General features: G+C 68.8%; 20 protein-coding genes and 1 pseudogene. 14 read left to right on the top strand and 7 right to left on the bottom strand.

What is annotated here, in order from left to right; genetic code table 11:
* The 3 genes from BZY54_RS52375 to csb2 form a co-directional block, all read left to right on the top strand.
* Positions 1-1,259, top strand: a 1,259-nt coding sequence (locus tag BZY54_RS52375) for a hypothetical protein (RefSeq protein ID WP_208640800.1), incomplete at its 5' end; no start/stop codon positions are given.
* A 26-nt stretch (positions 1,260-1,285) separates the two neighbouring features.
* Complete coding sequence (cas7g, locus tag BZY54_RS29365; RefSeq protein ID WP_208640799.1) at positions 1,286-2,293, top strand: type I-G CRISPR-associated RAMP protein Csb1/Cas7g; 1,008 nt, start codon at positions 1,286-1,288, stop codon at positions 2,291-2,293.
* Positions 2,290-3,786, top strand: coding sequence for a type I-G CRISPR-associated protein Csb2 (gene csb2 / locus BZY54_RS29360; RefSeq protein WP_158103929.1), 1,497 nt, complete (start codon positions 2,290-2,292; stop codon positions 3,784-3,786). Before cas7g ends, csb2 begins: the two co-directional genes overlap by 4 nt.
* 2,653 nt (positions 3,787-6,439) lie before the next feature.
* Here csb2 and BZY54_RS29355 read toward each other — a convergent pair.
* Complete coding sequence (locus tag BZY54_RS29355) at positions 6,440-6,721, bottom strand: hypothetical protein (RefSeq protein ID WP_086728360.1); 282 nt, start codon at positions 6,719-6,721, stop codon at positions 6,440-6,442.
* Positions 6,722-7,713: 992 nt separating this feature from the next.
* A pseudogene (locus BZY54_RS53665) lies at positions 7,714-7,998 on the bottom strand (IS701 family transposase); the annotation flags it as partial.
* A gap of 280 nt (positions 7,999-8,278) precedes the next feature.
* Between BZY54_RS53665 and BZY54_RS29345 the strand changes: the two are divergent.
* The 6 genes from BZY54_RS29345 to BZY54_RS29320 all read left to right on the top strand — a co-directional run bounded on the left by BZY54_RS29345 (position 8,279) and on the right by BZY54_RS29320 (position 12,219).
* A complete protein-coding gene (locus BZY54_RS29345) occupies positions 8,279-8,548 on the top strand; it encodes a hypothetical protein (RefSeq protein ID WP_086728359.1) in 270 nt (89 codons plus the stop codon).
* A 68-nt stretch (positions 8,549-8,616) separates the two neighbouring features.
* On the top strand, positions 8,617-9,693 hold the full coding sequence (locus BZY54_RS29340) for a magnesium chelatase domain-containing protein (RefSeq protein ID WP_086728358.1): 1,077 nt from the start codon (positions 8,617-8,619) through the stop codon (positions 9,691-9,693).
* A gap of 77 nt (positions 9,694-9,770) precedes the next feature.
* Positions 9,771-10,556, top strand: coding sequence for a hypothetical protein (locus BZY54_RS29335; protein ID WP_086728357.1), 786 nt, complete (start codon positions 9,771-9,773; stop codon positions 10,554-10,556).
* A gap of 67 nt (positions 10,557-10,623) precedes the next feature.
* Complete coding sequence (locus BZY54_RS29330) at positions 10,624-11,265, top strand: hypothetical protein (RefSeq protein WP_086728356.1); 642 nt, start codon at positions 10,624-10,626, stop codon at positions 11,263-11,265.
* A 427-nt stretch (positions 11,266-11,692) separates the two neighbouring features.
* A complete protein-coding gene (locus BZY54_RS29325; protein ID WP_244217391.1) occupies positions 11,693-11,929 on the top strand; it encodes a hypothetical protein in 237 nt (78 codons plus the stop codon).
* A 17-nt stretch (positions 11,930-11,946) separates the two neighbouring features.
* A complete protein-coding gene (locus BZY54_RS29320; protein ID WP_143668146.1) occupies positions 11,947-12,219 on the top strand; it encodes a hypothetical protein in 273 nt (90 codons plus the stop codon).
* Between the two features lie 29 nt (positions 12,220-12,248).
* Here BZY54_RS29320 and BZY54_RS51750 read toward each other — a convergent pair whose 3' ends face one another.
* Entirely contained in the window at positions 12,249-12,401 is a 153-nt protein-coding gene (locus BZY54_RS51750) for a hypothetical protein (RefSeq protein ID WP_167414088.1), read from the bottom strand.
* A 102-nt stretch (positions 12,402-12,503) separates the two neighbouring features.
* On the bottom strand, positions 12,504-12,773 hold the full coding sequence (locus tag BZY54_RS29315; RefSeq protein WP_086728353.1) for a hypothetical protein: 270 nt from the start codon (positions 12,771-12,773) through the stop codon (positions 12,504-12,506).
* A gap of 408 nt (positions 12,774-13,181) precedes the next feature.
* Here BZY54_RS29315 and BZY54_RS29310 point away from each other — a divergent pair, with 408 nt between their 5' ends.
* Entirely contained in the window at positions 13,182-13,940 is a 759-nt protein-coding gene (locus tag BZY54_RS29310) for a hypothetical protein (RefSeq protein ID WP_086728352.1), read from the top strand.
* A gap of 6 nt (positions 13,941-13,946) precedes the next feature.
* On the top strand, positions 13,947-14,471 hold the full coding sequence (locus tag BZY54_RS29305) for a hypothetical protein (RefSeq protein ID WP_086728351.1): 525 nt from the start codon (positions 13,947-13,949) through the stop codon (positions 14,469-14,471).
* 43 nt (positions 14,472-14,514) lie between these two features.
* Here BZY54_RS29305 and BZY54_RS29300 read toward each other — a convergent pair whose 3' ends face one another.
* The gene (locus tag BZY54_RS29300; RefSeq protein ID WP_086728350.1) at positions 14,515-14,718 is read right to left on the bottom strand and encodes a hypothetical protein; all 204 of its coding nucleotides are present in this window, start codon (positions 14,716-14,718) and stop codon (positions 14,515-14,517) included.
* A 146-nt stretch (positions 14,719-14,864) separates the two neighbouring features.
* Between BZY54_RS29300 and BZY54_RS51060 the strand changes: the two genes are divergently transcribed.
* The 3 genes from BZY54_RS51060 to BZY54_RS29290 all read left to right on the top strand — a co-directional run bounded on the left by BZY54_RS51060 (position 14,865) and on the right by BZY54_RS29290 (position 17,170).
* Entirely contained in the window at positions 14,865-15,020 is a 156-nt protein-coding gene (locus tag BZY54_RS51060; protein ID WP_158103928.1) for a hypothetical protein, read from the top strand.
* Between the two features lie 150 nt (positions 15,021-15,170).
* Positions 15,171-16,148 (top strand): hypothetical protein, encoded by a 978-nt coding sequence (locus BZY54_RS29295; RefSeq protein ID WP_086728349.1) that lies wholly within the window; start codon positions 15,171-15,173, stop codon positions 16,146-16,148.
* A gap of 293 nt (positions 16,149-16,441) precedes the next feature.
* Positions 16,442-17,170, top strand: coding sequence for a DUF4145 domain-containing protein (locus tag BZY54_RS29290; RefSeq protein ID WP_086728348.1), 729 nt, complete (start codon positions 16,442-16,444; stop codon positions 17,168-17,170).
* Between the two features lie 50 nt (positions 17,171-17,220).
* Here BZY54_RS29290 and BZY54_RS29285 read toward each other — a convergent pair whose 3' ends face one another.
* Positions 17,221-17,895 (bottom strand): endonuclease domain-containing protein, encoded by a 675-nt coding sequence (locus tag BZY54_RS29285; protein ID WP_086728347.1) that lies wholly within the window; start codon positions 17,893-17,895, stop codon positions 17,221-17,223.
* Positions 17,896-18,193: 298 nt separating this feature from the next.
* Positions 18,194-19,099 (bottom strand): hypothetical protein, encoded by a 906-nt coding sequence (locus BZY54_RS29280; protein WP_086728346.1) that lies wholly within the window; start codon positions 19,097-19,099, stop codon positions 18,194-18,196.
* Positions 19,100-19,751 lie beyond the last annotated feature (652 nt).

The following is a 19,751-nucleotide window of genomic DNA, read 5'->3' as shown; positions in this document are numbered from 1 at the left end:
ACGACTCGATACGCGCCCTAGAACAGCTCTTCGGCGAGGGCCGGGCACGGTGGGCGGGGGCCCAGGCCAAAGACGGTCTGCTGTTCGCCCTGGCTATCTCTGCTCTCGGCGTCGACCGCAACCTGGCCGCCTTCCGTCGATTCGTCATCGTCGAACGCCTCGGCCAAAACCCCATCGCCATCCGGGCCACAGACGTCCCCGTCGCCCTACGCAACGAGCACAGCCTGCTCGCAGAGCCGTACGTGTGGCTGACCCGGCTGCGCCGCAAAGACAAGATCCCCGCAGGAGTGGCCGCCCTGCTGCGCCAGTGTGATCAAGCTCTGTTCGCGGCCATCACCGGCAGCGATACCACGGCCATGGCCCGCTTCGTGATCTCCTTCGGCCACCTGCACGAGGCGGTCGCCCGCTCCGGACGCCTCCGCCAGGACATCGCCCCCTACCAGCCGCGCCAATCCCGCATCTGGGAACCCCCGCCCGGTTTTGCCAGGCAACTGGAGTTGCAGTTGGCCTCCGCCCTGGCCTCCCTCGCCGAGACCCGCACCGAGCGCGCCATGCCCGCGCTGCGGCCGCTGCTGACCCGGGTGACACGCAGCAGGGACCGGCTGATGTGGGCCGACAGCCCCGCCACAGGCACCGAACTCCTCGGCTCCACCCTCGCCCAGGCACTCGCCCAGGCCCACCGACTGCGCCTGCAGACCCTCAAAGCCGCAGTCGGTGACACGGAACTACCCGCCGCGGAATTCCCCGTCGGGCAGACCGTGGCACTCCCCGTCCTCGAACGTTTCGTGGACGGGGAGTGCGATGACGAGGTGATCGCCAACTACCTGCGTGGCCTGATGGCGCTGGGCTGGACCACCAGCCAGCCCACCCCGGCACACCACGGGCGGGCACTGAACCCGGTGCTTTCCGTGCTGCTGCCGTTCTTCGCCGCCGACCCGTTCCGGCTGGTTTCCACCTGGGGACCGGATCCCGTCACCTTGACCGCGACGCTGCGCCCGCGCCCCGATTGGATCGGCCGCCTGATTGCCGCCGGCCCCGTCGGGGTTCTCGATGACGCGCTGCTGCGGCTGCAACTCGCCGGATGCAGGCCGTTGGTCGGCCGCCCACCGGACCGCGCCGGCGCCGTGGCTGTGCACCACACCGACGGCACGCGCCTGGCTGCTGCACTCCTGATGCGCGTCCATATCCGCGACCGCGCCAAGGCGCTGAGCGCCGCGACCGCGACTCGTCCCGACAAGGCATCCCTCGTCACCACCTGAAGACCGTGCACGTGAAAGGACACTCCGTGATCACCACCGATCTCCACCGCATCCGCTTCGAGGTCCCCCTGCGCCCGGCCTTCGGTTCGACCTTCCAGCCCACCGGCTTCCCCGACATCGGCGCCGGCACCTTCGACACCTTCGCCGACGACGGCAGCACGACCCCGTCCCTCCTGGTGGAGTCCGTGCAGTCGATGGCCAACCGCCTGGAGGCCACCGCCTGGGACCACGGTGCCCAGCAGCCCGTCGACCTCATCGCCGACCTGCCCTACATCCGGGTCCACCGCGCCAGCGCGCCCGAAGAATTCCTGACCTCCAGCCGCCTCGAGGCCCACCGGATCGCCTCCGCCTTCGTCCGCGAAGCCACCCTCGACGGCACCAAAATGCTCGACCTCATCGCCAGCCGACTGGGGTTGGAAAACGACAAGCCGCTCAACTTCCCGGCCATGGCCGACGCGCTCATGGGCCTGGACCCCTTCGTGCTGTTGCACGGCACCTTCTTCAACAACAAGGCGTGGTGGGGCCAGCCGCGATTCACCCGCGCCATCTCCGCCGTCATCGAAGCCCACGACGTCCGCCGCGCCGTCAGCGGCGGACGCAAGAGCGACAGCGTCCGGCACGCCCTCGGCGACCAGAGCGAAGGGGCCGGCGGCACCAGCGAAGGCTACGGGTCCGTCCCCTTCCACCGCGTGGAATGGACCGCACGCGAAATCCGGGCGATGTTCGCCATCGACACCGCCCTGCTGCGGTCCTACGGACTCGGCGAACTCCGCACCGAACTCCTCACCACGCTGGCCCTGTGGGAGATCCGCAGCTTCCTCGACGGCGGCCTGCGGCTGCGCACCGCCTGCGACCTCGAACCCGTCGCCAAGCCCACCGGCAACGCCGGAGACCTCCCCGAACGCGACGAACTCACCGCCCGGATCGCCGAACTCCTCCCGCAGGTCACCGCCGACCTTCCCACCCACGGCGCCCTCACTGTGCTGTGGAACGGCGAAAAGCCCAAGAAGAAGACCGCAGGCGGCGCCCGGTGATCACCCTTGCCCTGCACTTCCCCTGGAAGCGGTACCACGCCACCCCCTGGGGACACTTCGTCAACGAAGGCGCCGTCGAACTGCCCCCCTCACCCTGGCGCATCCTGCGCGCCCTCTACTCCACCTGGAAAGAACGCTGCCCCGACCTGGACGCCGACCAAGTCCACCAGGTCCTCGCCCGGCTGTCCTCCCCGCCCACCTACCGCATCCCGCCACACCACCTCAGCCATAGCCGCCATTACTTCCCCGACAGCACCCATCGCTCCGGCAGCAGCGCAGGCACCGACCTCGCCCTGGACGCCTTCGCCGTCCTTGGCGGTGACGCGACCATCTACGTTCAATGGCCCGGCGACCTCGCCACCGACCAGGCCAAAACCCTGGCCCAGCTCGCAGAATCCCTGCCCTACCTCGGCCGCGCGGACAGCATCGTCGAAGCCCGCCTGCTCACCAGCGCCGACGACATCCCCACCGACACCCACACCCCAGCCGTCCAGCTCCACGACGACGACCTCGCCCCCAACGGGTGGACGAACCTCGAACTCCTCGCTCCCACCATCCCCTTGGACCTCGACGGGCTCACCATGCGCCCCGCCGACGTCCGAGCCCGCTTACTGCTCTACCCGCCCGGCAGCCGACTCCTGTCCTACGCGACACCCATTTTGCAGCCCCGCGCACAGCCACCAACGCACCGGCCCAGGGCCAAACGCAAGACGGAGAAGATCACGGCGGTCCGGCTCACCATCAACGGCGCCGCACTTCCCCCGCTCACCCAGACCCTGCCGCTCACCGACACACTCCGATCCCGCTGCATCAAGCCCCTGACCCCCGGCAACGGCAGGCGGGCCCCGCGCCACAGCAACCTTGCCGGCAAGGCCGCCGACGGCACGCCCCTCACCGGCCACCACCACGCCCACTTCCTGCCCTGGGACAGCAACCACGACCGCCGCATCGACGAAATCATCATCTGGACACCCGGAGGGCTCGACACCGAGGAACTCGACGCCATCCACCAAGCCACCACCGGGACTATCGGCGTTCCAGAAGGCGTCCCGGGCCCACGACGCCTCCACCTCCGCGTCACCGCCTACGGAGCAGCGGCCGACGTCCTCCCCGCCGAATGGACCAAACCCGCCACTCGTTACACCAGCCTCACCCCCTTCGTGCCAGTGCGACACCCCAAGAAACGCCAGACACTCACCGAGTTCTTCACCGCCGAAGTGGCCCGCGAACTCGCCCACCGCCAACAACCCGCCCCAACTGAGAGCAAGCTTCTCCAAGGCGACTGGGCGCTCTACACCCAGCACCGCTGGACAAAACGCGAGACTCGCAACGACAACCGACCTAGCCGAGGATTCCATCTCACCTTCGACGAACCCCTCAGCGGACCAATCGCCCTCGGCCGCCACAGCCACTTCGGCTTGGGGCTCCTCCTCCCCACCCCCACTTCGGAACCGCAAGCACACCAGCGACACGCGGAACGCACCGAAGCGTAATGTCCGAAAGAGCCGTACTTGCCCACGCCGGAGAGCGACACGACTACCAGGCCAGACACGGAATCTGCAGCTCACGCGGCCTGTCCGCGGCCTGCCCGGCCGCGGCCCCATCGCGGCCCGTACATCGCGTGACGCGCCGTGGGGTGCCACCGTGCTGTCCGCGGCCTGCCCGGCCGCGGTCCCATCGCAGCAAGGTGACCGGCTCCACGGTCAAGATCTGCAACATCTGTCCGCGGCCTGCCCGGCCGCAGCCCCATCGCAGCGTCATCTGCGTGGAGTTGACTGCCAGTGCCGGGTCGTCTGTCCGTGGCCTGCCCGGCCGCGGCCCCATCGCAGGAACACCCCCGGCGTGCAGCAGTACACCGGCGCCAACTGTCCGTGGCCTGCCCGGCCGTGGCCCCATCGCAGGACCCGCTCCATGCCGTTCCGGCGCCGCATCTCCTCGCTCTCCGTGGTCTGTTCCGGATGCGCCCCATCGCAGGAGTTCCCAGGTGTGCTGACCGCCAAATCCATCCCAGCTATCCGCGGCCTACGTGGCCGCGGCCCCGTCGCAGGGGTGGCACCGTAACGCAGCCGCTCGTTTCGGCGCCCCTGTCCGCGGCCCACTCAGCCGCGGCTCGATCGCAGGTGAATCCAGTCGATCTGGCTCTCAAATCGCTGGTGTTTCCGTGGTCTGTTGGGCCACGGCTCCATGGCAGGTATTGGCGGCCGGAGGGTGTGTCAGTGGAGCTGCCGCTGTCCGTGGCCCGCCTAGCCACGGCCCTATCGAAGGAGCTTGAAGGTGGCCCATGCGTTAAGGCTGGGGAGGAACTGCCGTGGCTTGCCCAGCCGCGGCCCCATCACAGGTCGTTGTACTCGCGGTTCAGCGGGATGACGTCCACCTGTCCGCGGCCTGCCCGGCTGCGGCCCCATCACAGCCAGGAGAACCTGGTGCTGCTGCTGGCAGAGGCCTATCTGTCCGCGGCCTGCTCGGTCGCGGCCCCATCGCAGGTGCGTGGTCGTGTTCATCCCGCCGTCGCGGTACGCATTGTCCGTGGCCTATCCGGCCGCGGCCCCATCGCAAGGTCTTGGACACGACCGGCTATGGTCCCACGCTCGCCTCTGTCCACGGTCTGCCCGGCCGCGGCCCCATCGCAGGTGGACCGACACCGCCCGCACTCGTTTGGCCCCCGGCCTACCCGGCCGCGGCCCCATCGCAGGTCGTCGACTTCCCGCCGGTATGCCTTTCCGGAGACCTGTCCGCGGCCTACCCGGCCGCGGCCCCATCGCAGAGGCAGGAGGTACAGCACTTCATACCCCGGGCCCACGCCTGTCCGCGGTCTGCCCGGCCGCGGCCCCATCGCAGGGCATGAGCAGGCTCCGGAGCGAGCCACGCGTCCAGCTGCCCGCGGTCTGTCCGGGCACGGCCCCATCGCAGCACGTTTCCGGCCGAGTCCATCGCCACCGCCAAGTTCTGTTCGCGGCCTGCTCGGCCGCGGCCCCATCGGAGTGCCCGAGCTGGCATCCAGCCCGGCTGGTCCACCTGGCTGTCCGTGGCCTTCTCGGCCGCAGCCCCATCGCAGAGGCCCGGTTCGGTTGGCGGGAAACGCTTCGCCGGCTTCTGTCCACGGTCTGCCCGATCGCGGTCCCATCGCAGAGCGACCTCGACGCAGGCGCCATTACCGGTGTTGTACTGTCCGTGGTCCGCCCGGCTGCGGCCCCATCGCAGCTCGTTGTAGCCGCCCCAGACGATCAGCCTGTCGGGGCCTGTCCGTTGCCTTCCCGGCCGTGGCTCCATCGCAGAGCGTCGTAGATCACGCGCCACTTGATGGCTTCTGTTTGTCCTCGGTCTCCCTGGCCGCGGCCCCATCGCAGGGAGTCTGGCTTCACCGGCACGATCACCGGGTTCCAGCTGTCCGCAGCCTGCTCAGCCGCGGCCCCATCGCAGGGCTACCTGCGCCGATCTGCTGCCCGCGTACGCCACCCTGTCCGCGGTCTGCCCGGCCGCGGCCCCATCGCAGCGCGGGAATGTCGATCCGGCGAGGGCGATGCCGCTACTGTCCGCGGTCTGCTCAGCCGCGGCCCCATCGCAGCCCCGAAGCCAAGGCCATGTGGATCCCCGAAGAGGACCTGTGTCCGTGGCCTGCCCGGCCGCGGCCCCATCGCAGGACCACGTCGACGTCTCGTGTCGGCCAGAGCACGATCCTGTCCGCAGCCTGCCCGGGCCGCGGCCCCATCGCAGGACCTTGAACATGGCACTTGCGTTAGGGTTGAGGAACCATCTGTGCCTGACGGGCCGCGGCCCCATCGCAGGACGTTGATCACGTCACCAACGCCACCGGTGAGATTCTGTCCGCGGCCTGCCGGGTCGCGGTCCCATCGCAGGGTGCAGGTCCAGATGGACCCGCAGTACGAGGACGGCATTGTCCGCGGCTTGGCCGGCCGCGGCCCCATCGCGGCGACCCGGACCACCCCCGCTATCACTGCACGCGGACCTGTCCGCGGCCTGCTTGGCCGCAGTTCCATCGCAGGAGCCGTCCGAGTATGTCGCCGGCTGTGATCTGCACGCATGCCTGCGGCTTGCTCGGCCACGGTCCCATCGCAGCTGGAACGAGGCTGGCGATGTAAACCGGGTCACGGAGGCTGCCCGCGGTCTGTTCTGGCCGCGGCCCCATCACAGGGTCTCCTGCGGCGCGAACGTCACGGTGAGCACGTCGGACTGTCCGCAGCCTGCCAGGCCGCGGCCCCATCGCAGTTTCTTGTGCGGCGCGTTCGCGATGTCCTGCGCCAGGGCTGTCCGCGGCCTGCCACACCGCGGCTCCATCGCAGCCACGTCGTCGCGGACCTGATCGTTGATAAGCTTGCACTCGTCCGCGGCCTGGCCGGTCGTGGCCCCATCGCAGGTGGGTCGCGCAGAAGGAGATGATTCCGGCGGCACGGCCTGCCCGCGGTCCACCCGGCCGCGGCTCCATCACAGACCCTTGTAGTCGCGGTGGTCGCTGGTGGCCCAGCCGTGTGTCCGTGGCCTGCCCGGCCGCGGCCCCATCGCATGCGCAAGAGCTTCCGCATCATGCCCGGCGTCCGTCCTGCCCGCGGCCCTACCGCAGGGTCGATCAGGTCGTGCCGACCGTCCTTGCCGCGCAGGCAGTCGGTGGCCCGCCCGGCCACGGACCCATCGCACGGTGTTGCCTTCAATGGTGTAGACGTACGTGTCGTCCTGTCCGCAGCCTGCCCGGCCACGGCCCCATCGCAGGCAGGCGGGCGGCTCCAACCCGGCTACCGGCATTGGCGCTGTCCGCGGCTTGGCCGGCCGCGGCCCCATCGCGGGTACTGGCAGCCCGAGGGCGTGTCTGTGGAGCTGCCGCTGTCTGCAGTCTGCTCGGCCGCAGCTCCATCTCAGGCGTCCGTCCGCACGGATTGCCATGCCCGCCTGTTTGCTGTCTGCGGCCCGCCCGGCCTCAGCCCCATCAGACGTTCGCCTGGTTCATGTCCGGACGCCCGGCCCCCGGAGTTGTCTGCGGCCTGCCACACCGCGGCTCCATCGCAGCCACGTCGTCGCGGGTCCGATCGTCGGTATGCTTGCACTCGTCCGCGGCCTGGTCGGCCCCGGCCCAATCGGAGGGGCCACTTCTCAGCGTCCAACGGGCCCGTCTTGGTCGGCTGCCCGTGGCTTGCCTGGCCACGACCCCACCGCAGTCGGACCGGAATATTCCAAGCCCGGCGCCTGGCCGGAGCTCTCCGCGGCCCGTCTGGCCGCGGCCCCATAGCAATTGCTACTCCTGTGCGATGAGCTCCTGTCCTCCAACCGTCCGCGGCCTGCCTGGCCACGACCCCATCGCAGCTCCTCTTTCCACGCGCTGACGCGGATGTAGCCGAGCCTGTCCGCGGCCTTGCCGGTCGCGGCCTCGTCGCCGGACCTCCACGCGGCAGAAATCTTCTCCACGCTGACTAGTTCAGCGCGTCGCCGCGACGGGGTCGTGGCCGGTTCGGGGGTGGGCAGGAGAACGTCCAGGAGTCGTCGGATCTCCGCCACAATGAGCGGGGTGGGTACTGATCCGTTTGTGCAGCGCTCCTTGCGTCGCCGCTGATCTGGACTGCGATTGCGTGGGCGAGCATGGCCAGGGTGATGTGCCGGTGCCAGCCGTTGTAGCGACGCACTTCGTACTCGCCCAGACCGCACTCGTTCTTGGCAGCCTGGAAGCACTCCTCGATCGCCCACCGGCTGCTGGCGATGTCGCAGCCGAAAGGCGCGCTGGCCTTCGCGACCGATACCGGATCCTCGGCAGCAAGCGCGACCAGGTCAGGCAACTTGGGGACGCCCTTACCTCGAACGCGGCCGAGGTCCTGCTGTGCGTGCTGGTCGAGTGCATCACCGGCCAGGAGATCGACCGCTACGCGCTGGCCGCCTGACCTGCGCTTTTCCTCGAAAACCTCCGATCCAACCCGGAACCCCACGGGTAGTCACGCGTTGGTCATAGTGGCTACCCACTAACCCCTCACCAAGGAGGACGCCATGACCGCCACCACCACCGAGGCCCGCGAGTTCATCATCGTCGGCCAGGACCAGGGCACCGGCTACACCCTGTGGGACATCGCGCCCGCCCCGACCGACCCCGCCCGGCGCGCGGCGGCGCTCGAGGAAATCGGCGTAGAAGCGGCCGACGCCTTCGGCTCGGTCAACACCGAGTTCGGCACCACCGCCCGCGAGGCCCCCGACAAGTTCCTGGCCGGCATGCGCGAGCAGTCCGGCCTGGACGACTACGGGCTGACCGCCGACAACTGACCGACCATCACGGGCCGGGGAGCAGGCAGCGCTCCCCGGCCCGCCCTATCCCTTCCGAGAGGAACCCCATGAGCGACACCCTGAACACCGACCCGACCACCGGCGCGCTCTCCCGCCTCTGCGCCAACTCCTTCGAGAACGCCCTGCAGGCCCGCACCGCCCTGCTGGCCGACACGATCGCCTACGCGGCCCGCCTCATCCGCGACGTCCTGCCCACCGCGGCCGCCATCACCGTGGACTGCGAGGAGAAGGAACTCCACGAGGTCCGCGACGCCCAGGGCGAGACGCTCTGGTGGGCGCCCGCCAGCGCCCAACACGCATTCAACGACGGCCTCGTGGACGACGTCGACGACCTGTTCCGCGAGGCGATCCCGTTCGGCGGGCTGGCAGCAGCCGGCTGGCGCATCTCGTACAAGGGCGAGCCGTACCGCGACGTCCAGCTCCCCGAGCCCCCGCCGAGCATGCGCCACGCCCGCGCCCACGTCCGCCACGAAGGACTCGTGTGCGACGTCCACGCCGACCTGGCCCCCGCCCGCGTCCCCTCGTTCACCCTGGTCGGCCCGGACAGCCAGCCGATGCCCGAGGCCCGCGACCGCGTACGCGCCGCGATCATCAACGCGGGCTACGCCTGGCCGCGCGGTGAGCTGACCGTCAGCCTGAACGGCTCGGGCGAGCCCGACTCGACCACCGACCTCGCCATCGCCTGCGCGATCCTCGCGGCGGCCGGGCACGTCGACCCGTCCACGCTGAAGCGGACGGTCGTCCTCGGCGAACTCAGACTGGACGGACGGGTCCGCTCGACCCCGCAGACCCGCGCCGGTGTCCGCTACGCCGACATCTGCGGCGGCTACAAGCGGGTGATCGTCGCCTCCACCGCGGCGGCCACGTGCCCGCTGGTCCCCGGCGGCACCGTGCAGGGCGTCCTCGACCTCCCGCAGACCCTGCACTACCTGACCCGCCTCGCGGCCGACGACCAGTGCACGCCGGGGGAGGCCGCCGGGAACTGCGCCCAGTGCGACCGGCCGCTCGTCTGGGACCGGACCGGAACCCGCGTGAACGACGAGTGGGGTGAGTACCTGTGCGCCTCCCGCCCGGCAGGCGCCCGGTCAACGCTCCACGTCTTGACCGCACCGGCCCAGAACTGACAGCCGACGGGGCCGGGGAGCAGGCAGCGCTCCCCGGCCCCGCCCCCGATTCAACCAGCCAGCTCGAAGGGAACGCCATGACCACCAGGACGCCCGAGCCCGAGTTCACGCTCTATGGGATCGACTTCACCATGTACGGCCCCGGCCGCTTCCCGGAGGGCCAGCCGTTCGGCCGCCACGGCTACCTGTTCGCCGTCCTCGGCTCGTTCCCGGCAGACACCCCGGCCCACACCAACGTCACCGACTGGCTGGTGGCCGTCTACCGCACCGACGACGGCTGGGAGGCCCGCGACGTCAACGGCCGCCGCCGCGTGTGGGCCACCGGCGAGAGCCGGCGGGCGACGGTCGGCATGGCCTTCCAGGAGATCGCCCGTAAGCGCCGCAAGCGCGCGACCGAGATCCGCAGGAAGCGCGTCGGCGTCCTGGGCCTGGAGCCCGACCCGCCGTACATGGTGGAGGTCACCGGCAGCACCACCCTCGTCCTCGCCCCGGCCAGGATCGGCGTCCTGAAGTCCATCGAGCCCACCGGCGAGGGTGAACCGGCGGTGTACCACGTGCTCGGCCCGCAGGACGGTCAGCCGTACGAGGTCCGCGAGGACCGCACGGTCACCTTGCGCACCACGCAGGTCGGCGTGTTCCACGACCGGTGCGGCTGCGACCCCGAGGACGCCGCCCGGTACGACCACGAGCACGAGGCCCTGGTCTACGCCCGCCACGCCCTGACCGAATGCTGGCCGTGCCAGGCGCAGCACCCGGACGACTGCGTGCACTGCACGGACAAGGACGGCCGCCCGCACCGGCCGTGCATGTACCGGAAGCCGTGCGCCACCTGCCTCCTGGACGGCATCGAGCCCGTCGGCTGACCAGCCCCCGCCACCGACCAGGCCCGAGACCCCCGCGGTCCCGGGCCTCACCCACGAGAGGAACCCGATGCGTCCGATCCGCCTGCCCGACGCCCACCTCCCCTCCATCGCCGACGGCTGGACGTGCCGCGCCTGCCACACGCCCTGGCCGTGTGCGACCGCCGGCGAGCACCTGACCCCGAGCCGGTGCACGTGCGGCCAGGTCACCTACTGGGAGAAGCGCGGCCCGAGGAACTGGCACCTGGGGGAGCGCTGCTACACGGCCGCCGACGTCATCGTGCGGCAGGCCGCCGACCAGGCCGCCTACCGGGAGGCCCACCCGCACCTGCCGCCGAGCCACCACTACCCGGCGAAGCCGTGGCGGCGCCGACGCCAGCGCCCGCCCTACCAGCACACCCCGGCCCAGCCGGGCGACATCCGGCCCGGCACCTGGACGTGGGTCAAGCCCGGCGGGCTGCACCCCGGCTGGGGCGACATCCACCACCTCGCCATGGTCACCCGGCCCGGCCTGCCCAAGAGCGAGGTGTGGCTGATCCTCGACGGCACCGTGCACGACGTCCGCGCCGACCAACTCCGCCTGGCAGAAGGGCCCCGCCGCGACCGGGCCGCCTGGTGGAACTGGACGGTCGACCGGCACCTCCACGGCCAGCAGCCGCAGACCGAGGACCGTACCGCGGTCCAACCCAACCTGTTCTGTGGCAGCTTCTGACAGCCTTCGCCATGGTGCGGAGTTCGCGACCATCGGCTGTCACCTGTGGCACCCCGCGGGGTGCTGGCGCCTGGCCCGGCAAGGGTCACTATGTCCAGCGGCCGGTGTGGCTGGACCGGCCACGATGTCCGCGCACACGTCTCCTGTACCGGAGAGGACTCAGTAGCGGAAGCGCGGGCACCCGGTGCTCTATCCAGTCAACGCCATTGCCACGCACAGCACTTGTCAGGGTCGCGAGTTGTAGACGAGGTCAGCCGCTCCCCGGCATCTGCTGTCACCGCGTCTAGATGAACGGTCTCCGCACCGACCTTGGGGGCAATCGATGGCCTACGATCCGAACCCGTACTTCAACGCGCCGCTAACGCCCACCCGGCCGCGCATGTACGGCTCTACTCTCGCGCGCGTCATCTGGACACTGGTCCCTATCGTGAGTATCGGCCTCCTTGCCGCCGTGCCGTTCGTCGTGGCCGCTGTCAGGGGTGTCATCAAGCCGTGGCTCGCCGGGGCGTACGTCATCGCCGAGGTAGCCGTTCTCGTCTTCGCGACCGCCGTCTCCGGCAACGACCCGAAGAACTGGGCCGGGCTGCTGCTCATCTTGCTGATCATCGTCTCGGCGACGCACACCGCCCTGCTCGACAGCGAGAAGATCCGCATCGGTAAGTAGCCACGAAAGGACACACTGTGCGGCTACGCTGGCGCATTCCCCTTCCCGGCCCTTTGTCCATCGGCGGCAGCATCCCGCTGACCGGCGGACGGCGGCGGCGCCGAAACGGTGGCAGCAGTGGGGTCGGCTGCATCACCGCGCCGTTCTTGCTGCTGTGGTGGTGCCTCGTCTTCGAGGCGTGGCTGCTTTGGTGGATCTTCAAGCCGTTCTACATCGTGGGCGTGCTGGCCCACCGCAGAGCAACGCGCCAGCACACATCGATCTGGCGCAGCCGCAACGGCTGGTGGTGACCAAGGGTTGACGGTGAAGGGGACGAGCCTCAGTGCTTCCAGACGGCGAGCCCGCCGCCCCCACTCGAACAGCTCGGCGTGCGCGGCCATGTCAGCTCATCCCAGCACTCGAGGCTGACCCGCTCCAGGAACACCGTCAGATCGTGCAGCGAGTACGCCGTCCCCGGGATCACGCCGTCCACGCGCACCCTGCGCCCGCCGCGCTCCGTCGGGCGGGTAGACGACGACGCGCGCAGCGGCCGTGCCCCCACCCTCACCCGGCGGCCGGAGCCGCGCACGCGGGGCTACTCCGCGTGCCGAGCCGCCTGCTTCACACTGGCCTCGACCTCGTTCCGCGGCTGCCCCTCCGCCTGGGCGTGGTCGGTGACCGCGGCCTGGACGTCGCGGGCGAGGTCACGCCACGCGCGCCACGCGGTCTCGTACGTCTGACTCTGCTGCTCGCCCCATGGCTCCGCGGCGGGCGGCCTGTACTGAGAACGCAGGTCCTCCACCTTGCTGTGCGCCTGATCAGCTGCGCGCTGCATCACCACGAGTTCTTCAAGAGTGTGTGCCACGTGCACGGATCTTATGGCGAGCGTAGGAGTGCTCCCGCCTCGACTCGCGAGAGGGGAGCACCTGTGAGCGGGTCGTGGGTGGCGGGGGAAGACCATCGGTCCGGCGCACTGGACGTGTGTGGCCAGCACTAGCGCCGCACGTGACGGCTGGCCCTTCGTCACCACGGCCATGGCCGCGTACTGGCTCGGCTTGGAGCCCTCGTAAGGCGCGGCGCGGGGTACCGGGCGGCCGTACACCGCCCACGTTGGGGACGGGCCGCGTGAACCCGTGCGTCCGGGAGGGGGGAGAACCCCGGCTCGCCGCCAAGGGGGATCGGTCACAGATGCGCCACGAAATCTGCTTGCTCTGTACATGAAGTTCACAGAGTCCTCACAATGACGGGCGTTAGTACCGTCCTTGGGGGGACCATGCACGTCAGAACAACCGCGCTCGCCACCATCGCCGTCCTCGCCGTCACGCTCACCGCGTGCAGCAGCGACAAGCCCGACAGCAAGGCCGCCCACGCCGCCGGCGACAGCGCGCCCGTTGCCAACCAGCCGAGCGAATCCCGCGCCGACGTGCGCCTCGTGTGGAGCCACACCGGGAAGGACGACAGCGGTGACACCAGCGTCACCTACGTCGCCCGGGTGACGAACCCCGGCAACTCCCTGGCATCCGTGGCCATCGACGCCCGCGCCCTGGACAAGACGGGCACCATCGTCGGCTCCGGCCAGGAAACCCTGCCGAACATCCCCGCCCACACCACGCTGGACTTCCTCGGCACGCTCGGCGGCAGCTTCACCCAGCTCACCGGAACCCCCGAGAAGATCGACGTCACGCAGGCGAAGGACGCCTTCGGCAGAGCCGGAGCCGTCGAGCAGCCCATGCTCGCCAGCAGCGAGCTGAAGCTCACTCAGGGCAGCCGCGACGACCTGTTCACGAACGACCCGTTCTCGTACAACCTGACGGTGAAGGTCACCAACAACACGCACAGCGACCTGAACGGCATGGTCACCCAGCAGGTCATCCTCTACGACGCGGCCGGTCAGATCGTCGGCGGAGACTCCGGCTCGTCCGACAACGCGCCCGACAACCTGCCCGCCGGGATGAGCTACCGCGAGCAGTGGACCGGCATCCCCGCCCAGGACAAGGCGACCCGGGCCGTCTACACTGTATGGGAAGGCTGACCAGGCGTGCACACCAGAACGGCGCTGGTCGCCATCGCCGTCCTCGCTGCTACGCTCACCGCCTGCAGCAACGAGCCCTCGCCCAGCAAGGCAGAACGCGCCACCACCGCCAACTCGCCGACCCCTGCCACGCCGAGCACGGCCGCGTCGAGCACGGCCGCGCCCAAGCTCTCCACCGCCTGGGTCCCAAAGCTGGAGAAGGCCACCACCACCGACGTACAAGGCGTCTGCACGCACGTCGGCAGCAAGCAATGCGCCGACCACCTCACCGACATCGTCACCGTCGGGATCGACCTCCAGCAGGCGATCGCAGAAGCCAGCGCGAAACGGATGTACCCACGGTCCACGGACGAGCTCGACAAGATGATGCGCGCCTCAGACGGCTACACGAACGACGGCTGCCTGAACGATCCGCTCGCGGACGTGGACGGATCGCCATGCTTCAAGCACTCACTGGACATCATGGGAGCCGGCGCGTCTCTCCAGTTCACGATGCAGACGGATGAGATCCGGTGGGGGCTAGACGGCTGACGGCACGGTCCGGCACGCCACCACGGCGTGCCGGACCGTGCCGTCACTGCAGGGACACGTCGCCGGCGTAGTGCAGCTGCACGCCCGGCTCGGACCCCTCCTGGTCGATCACCGCGTCGGTGCTGTTGACCTTGTACCGGCAGTGCACGCCCCGCATCGCGGGATGGGGAAGGCGGACCTCTCCAACGCCGTCGGTCATCGTGCCCGTGTCGCCCTGGTGCGGGCCGCTCATCACGTAGTAGCGCATGGCGCGCACTCTGCATCCGGCCGCGTGGATTCGCAAACCGTCTCGCAAAACGCCCAGCTCACACCCACAACGGCTGCTAATCAAAAGGTCGTTGTCAGACCCTCGTGCCATGCTGCACTCCAACTACGTGAAGGAGGTGAGTAGATATGTCGAAGAAGCAGCAGGCGGCTGTCGTCATGGTCGCGGCCCTGGCCGGTCAGGCGTACCTCGGCAAGGTCGCCAAGCAGCAGGGGGCGGCCCTCGGTCTGTCCGTCGTCGCGGTCAGTCTGATCGGTCTTGCCCTGACCCAGGCCTTCGGCTGACCGAGGCGCGAGGGTCCCGTCCTCCCCGTGCCCAGCAGGGAGGCCGGGGCCCTCGCGGAATCCACGGGCCACCGTACGGATATCCGTGCGCGTGTGCCAGGGCGCGCCAACAGCAGAATCACACCCTCCCCGTTAAGTCCTGGAGTTCCCATGCCGCCCGCCCTTGACCCACTGACCGTGCAGAGGCTCGCGTACGTCCGGTATCTGTACCGAGAAGGCATCGAGCAGAGCCGACAGCCAGCCCCGCTCCGGTCTCGGGCCATCACTTCCTTCCACGACGCCGTCGAGAACTATGTCGGCCTCGTCGCGCAGCACCTGGGTGTCGAGCTGCCCCGGGCCACGGAGTTCCTTGGCTACTGGGGCGTGATCAAGCCGAAGTTCGAGCTGTCCAAGAAGGAACCTATGCGCCGGCTGAACGACGCGCGGGTGTCGCTGAAGCACAACGGCACCTTTCCCTCTGAGCACCAGATCGAGCAGGCCAGGGAGACGCTTGCTGACTTCTTCACCACGGTCACGCCGAAGGTCTTCGGAGTCGACTTCGATTCGATCGACATGGTCGACCTCCTGACTCAAGCCGACGTCGCGCACATATTGCGAGACGCTCAAACTCACGCCGACATTGGAGACTACGTCCAGGCGGTGGCAGGTGTTGCCATCGCCTTCGACACCCTGCTGCGCCACTACTCGCGAGGCGATGTTCGATCCGGCCCGTCCCCCTTCAACTTCGGCCGAAGGCTGGAGACGTTCGACGCACCCCGCGTGGACGGGTCGTACGCGCGTGAATGGTCTCGGCTCGGGAAGCTAACCGAATTCGCCCGCGCGGGACAGGACGCATTGACAGCGATGAGCCTGGGCATCGATTACACCAGCATGGCGCGGTTCAAGATCATCACGCCAAGGGTGGACCTCTACGCCAATGGGGAACGTCGCTACCTACTGCTGAAGTCGCACGATTCCCTGACGGCCGACGACTACGAGTGGGCTCGGCACTTCGTTATCGAATCGGGCCTCCGCGCCTCTCGGGCCGATGAAATCCGAGAGATGCAGGAGCGCCGTTGGGAGGCCAACCGGGCTGCAGAAGGGACGTTCGAGCAGCGAGAGTGGACCGGACCGGTGAAACCGGAATAGACAAGGGCACGCCGGCCAGGGCGGCACACTGGATGCGTGACCAGCACCAGCACCGGGCGTGACGGCCGGCCCCTCATCACCACGGCCATGGCCGCGTACTCGCTCGGCATGCAGCCGTTGTAGCGGGGCGGCGTACGGGCGGTCGTACATCGTCCGCGTCGGGGCGGCTGCGAGAACCTGTGCGCCCGGGAGGGGTAGAACCCCGGCCCGCCACTCACCAGCCGACGGTCCAGCAAGGTCGTCGCGGCAAACTTCCGTGCGTCCTAGGTAAGTTGGGGCGTATCGTCCGTGCCATGGCGAGCACGATCTGCGGCTGGTGCGGAGACCGCACTCACATGACCATGCTGCTGGACCCCTATCAACTACCCAGGCAACTCTGGGAGCGCACTCCGCATCTCAACGCGCCTGACACTGTCAGGTCGGTGTACATGTCCGTCTTCCGGTGTTCTAACGAGCAGTGCACCCGCCTCTCCGTGGGGTTGGCTGCCCTTGACGTCGGAAGGCAGTCAGGGACGACAAAGGAGCAGATGGCGGAGGCCCAGATTCAGTGGGAGCCCGCGAAGATCCACAGGCCTGACTTCCCGGACGTTCCACCAGAGATCGCCAGCACAGCCAGTGAGGCTCACGCGTGCCTGAGTATCGGTGCCGCTCGTGCAGCCGTCGCGTTGGCCCGAGCCGTGGTAGAGGCGACAGCCAAGGCAAAGGGCATCGCGACCCACGGCATCGTCGGAAAGATCGATGCGCTTCGTGATGGCGGCACGATCAGCGCGCTCACTGCCGACGCGAGCCACCAAATCCGCAAAGACGGCAACAGCATCGCCCATGGGGACATCGGCGACGAACCGATCTCGGCGGACGACGCCGAAGCGATCCTGGAGTTCATGGACGTGCTGCTGGATGAGGTCTTCCAGCGCCCCGCGAAGCTACAGAGGCTGAAGGAGAGACACGCGGAGAGGAAGCAGCCCAAGGCCTCTGGCGGACAGGTGCCTTCTCAACTGGCAGGCGGGGTTCCAATGACCTGATTGCTGAGGCGAGACTGGAACGTCACATCACGCCAGTATGGGCCAGCCGCTCACCCATCCCGGGTCAGCCGCCACTCGGCGAAGGGGTCAAACCCTAGATCGCCGATCACCTGAGTCCGCCGCGCCGCGCCCGGCTTCCACTCCAGATGCCTCGGATACGACAAGCCCAGGGCCGAGGCCGGCGGGTGGTCCATGTACTCAGCCTTCGGGCAGTTGTCGACGTGCGGGCATTGCTCCAGAGATCGGTTGCACAGCGCGCACAGCAGTCCGCGGACCAGGCCGGTCTCGTGATCGTGGTCGACCATCGCTCCCGGGTATCGCCTGCACAAGTGGCAGTCCGGACCCAGCGCTTCAACCAGGGCAGCACGCATGCGGCGGACGGCCGCTGTTCTCGCATGCGGTGGCGGCCAGTGGTGAAGAGCCGAATCCTTGCCGTATTGGCGGCACTGCTGCTGACGAGGAACGTCCGCAAGGGCGATCCCTTCACCGGACAACGTGGGCTCCGGCTTTCCGTAATGCGGAGTACACACCATTCCGCTCGCGCCCGCGAGGTGGTACAGCCCATCGTCGCCGAGAACGGCACGCGGGCGGATCCTGTCACCTCTGGGCACCCAACAGGCTTGTGCTTCACGCACCATCTCTTCGACTCCCGCCACGCCGAGGTGCGCGAATTCCCACAGCAGCTTCGCGCGACGGTACGGCGGCAGGTCGTCCAGGGTCGGCATGCGGGCATCGTCTCGCACGCCACTGACACGGGCACACTGGGTACGTGGCCACCACCCACACCGGACGTGACGGCAGGTCCCTCGTCACAACGGCCATGGCTGTGTACTCGCTCGGCATGAAGCCGGGCCAGTCCCGGGAATGGGCACGCCGCCGCGGCGTCAAGCCCGCCGAATGGAAGCCCAACCCTTCACGTGGCCAAGCACTCGCCCTCTGGGACCTCGCCGACGTAAACGCCGCCGTGCGCCAGCAGTCGGCAGCCTGCGCGACCGGCAATGCAATCCCCGACTTGGGCGCCGTTCACTTGATGTGCTCGATCGGTGTCGGCGCGGAGGACGCGGACCCGCACTGCCCAGCCTTGCTCGTGGCGGCCGAGTAGCTGTACGCGTCGGCAACATGGGCATTGACCTGATCGATGTCGGAGTTGACCTGTGTGACCAGACCGGTGGTAAACGACTGAGCGTCCGTGATCGCCTTCTTGGCCTCGGTGAGATCCGGGTTCCCGTCGCCGCCGTTGTAGGTGGGGACATCGGTCCGCACAGCCTGCAAGCTGGACTGGAGACTTGAGACGGCCTTCCGCAGCGCCGACAGATCATTCGTAACCGTGACCAGGTCGGTGCTCACACCATTCGCATCGACGCTCACGCCGTTGGCGTCAACATCGACACCGTTCGCATCGACACAAACGTCCGTCGTACCGCTGGAGGATTCGGCGAGCACCTTCTTCTCGTCGTCGTGCGCGGTCTTAAGATCGTTACCAGCGGTGGAGACGTCGGACGCCAGCGTGGACAAGTCGCCGTTGAGTGTGCCCTTGTCTGATCCGACGGTGTTGTAGTCGTCCGTGAGCGACTTGATCTCTTGCGCGGTCTGCTGGTCATGACCCGCACGACGGTTGGCGCCCGCGACCGCTGTCCTCAGCGTCGTCAGTGCCTGGTTGTAGTCGCTCGGGGAGGCCCGACGGTAGATGATGGGCCGGATGCTGCCGTCGCTCTGGCGCACGTTCAACGTAAGGGTGTCACCGGACAGGCTGCCGTAGTCGGTGTGGAAACTCACCTGGAGCGACACCGATCGGCCGTCCAACTGGCCGGTCAGCGAGCCCGCATTGGTGGTGACGGCCGAGTTCGGCGGGCTGCCGGAAACGGCGGCTCCATCGATGGTGCCGTCCAGCGCGCCAGCGCCGTCCGTCTTCCACTGGAGGAACGTCACCCCAGCAGACTCGGCGTGGAGATAGCCGACCACGCCAGGTGCCGCCGACGGTTGTGATATGCCAGGCGCCGCGGATGGCTGTGAGCTTCGTTCCGGAGCGGCAGTGGGCTTCGCGCCGCAGGCAGCCGTGCTGAGAACGACGAACAACGACACGAAAAGGACTCGCCGCACAGCGCGGACGGTACCTGCGCCACAGCCTCGTTGTCGATGCCTTCAACATAACCATGTGCGGCAGTTGACCAAGGATGGGGTGCGTGTGCGTTCTGTGACATGGTGCACGCAGTGCCTCACGAGCCCGGCTGAGACTGCCGGGCTTTCTACTGCCCCAGGGGCGCCACCTCTCAGGGGTAGGCTGGCACCCCCGGCCCCCGCCCCCAGGCCTGGGGGCGGGGGCCGGGGGTGCCAGCCTACCCCTGAGAGGTGGCGCCCCTGGGGCAGTAGAAAGCCCGGCAGTCTCAGCCGGGCTCGTGAGGCACTGCGTGCACCATGTCACAGAACGCACACGCACCCCATCCTTGGTCAACTGCCGCACATGGTTATGTTGAAGGCATCGACAACGAGGCTGTGGCGCAGGTACCGTCCGCGCTGTGCGGCGAGTCCTTTTCGTGTCGTTGTTCGTCGTTCTCAGCACGGCTGCCTTCGGCGCGAAGCC

This window comes from Streptomyces carpinensis, from assembly GCF_002154505.1.
Lineage (GTDB): Bacteria > Actinomycetota > Actinomycetes > Streptomycetales > Streptomycetaceae > Streptomyces > Streptomyces carpinensis.
Note: the sequence above shows the minus strand (reverse complement) of the source record. Positions and strands in the feature narration are given on the sequence as shown.